The sequence below is a fragment of the Mesorhizobium sp. M7A.F.Ca.AU.001.01.1.1 genome (assembly GCF_004022735.1).
GTDB lineage: Bacteria > Pseudomonadota > Alphaproteobacteria > Rhizobiales > Rhizobiaceae > Mesorhizobium > Mesorhizobium ciceri.
Window position 1 is genome coordinate 1 of sequence record NZ_RZPF01001099.1, and the last position, 1,292, is coordinate 1,292.

1 protein-coding gene is annotated in these 1,292 nt (G+C 65.7%); it reads left to right on the top strand.

What is annotated here, in order from left to right; all coding sequences use genetic code 11:
• Nucleotides 1–236: 236 nt before the first annotated feature.
• Nucleotides 237–1,292 (top strand): AMP-binding protein (locus tag EN884_RS36165; protein ID WP_164895428.1); only part of this gene is annotated, 1,056 nt, incomplete at its 3' end.

A 1,292-nucleotide genomic window follows, 5' to 3' on the forward strand; every position in this document is an offset into this window, starting at 1 on the left:
AGTCCCTGCTCATAGAATGCGGGGCCTCAAGGCTGGTTCCAGAAAAACGCTGGCGCGCGCGCCGGCGTTGCCGCCGGGCGCAGCCGCCAAGGGAGGCTCAAAACCCCGCCCAGACACAGTTCAGAAACAATATTCAACAGTTCGGAAAAACTGCCGAAAAGATCGGATGGCATAAGCATCCCACAACAACTGGAAAAATGGCCGTGCCGGGCAATGCCCGGCCTGGACGGGAAAGTATGGAAATGGATCACGGTGTCGATGTCGCCGAACTGGACGCGGAACGATCGGGGCTGGAAAGCGGCCCGGCAGGTGTCGATGCGCTGGTAAGAACGGCTCCCGCGACAGCCAGGCGCGGGCAAATCCTGACGGGCGCCGACTTTGCCCGCCAAGGCTTGCCCGGCGAGCGGCTCGACACCGTCTTCGAACAGCTTGCCGAGATGTTCGCAGCGCTGCCGGCGGTGATCTCCGACGGGCGTGTCTGGACCTATCGGGAGCTGGACAGGCGGGCCAACCAGTTCGCCCGCCTGCTGATCAAGCGCGGCGTGAAGCCGGGCGACCGCATCGGGCTCATCCTCGACCGCTCGGCGGAGACCTATGTCGCGCTGCTCGCCGTGATGAAGGCGGGCGCTGCCTTCGTGCCGCTGGCGACCGCCTTTCCCGAGGAGCGGATGGCGCTCATCATCGAAGACGCCGGCGTCAGCCTGATCGTCACCATCGCCGCCTATGCGTCGCGCGCCGGCCAGCTGCCGGTCCCGCATCTGCTGATCGACAGCACTGCTGCCGAAATCTCCAGACAATCCAACGCGCCGCTGCAGCCGCATGCGAAGGCCGCTTCAGCGGACGACACCTGCTACATCCTCTACACGTCGGGCACCACCGGCAAGCCCAAGGGCGTGGTCATCAAGCACCAGAGTTTCGTCAATTTCATCCGCGTCGCCGCCGCCTCCTACGGCTACCGGCCGGGCGACCGCGTCTACCAGGGCATGACGATCGCCTTCGACTTTTCCTCCGAAGAGATCTGGGTGCCGTTCGTCGCCGGCGCGACGGTGGTGCCCGCTCCTGGCCAGATGCCGCTGGTGGGCGAGGAACTCGCCGATTTCCTGCGGCTCCATGACATCACCTGCATCGCCTGCAGCCCGACGCTGCTGTCGTCGATGACATCGGATGTGCCCAGCCTGCGCACGCTGCTGGTGGGCGGCGAGGCCTGTCCGCACAATCTGGTGGTGCGCTGGTCGAAGCCGGGGCGGCAGATCCTGAACACCTACGGCCCGACCGAGGCGACCGTCACCGCC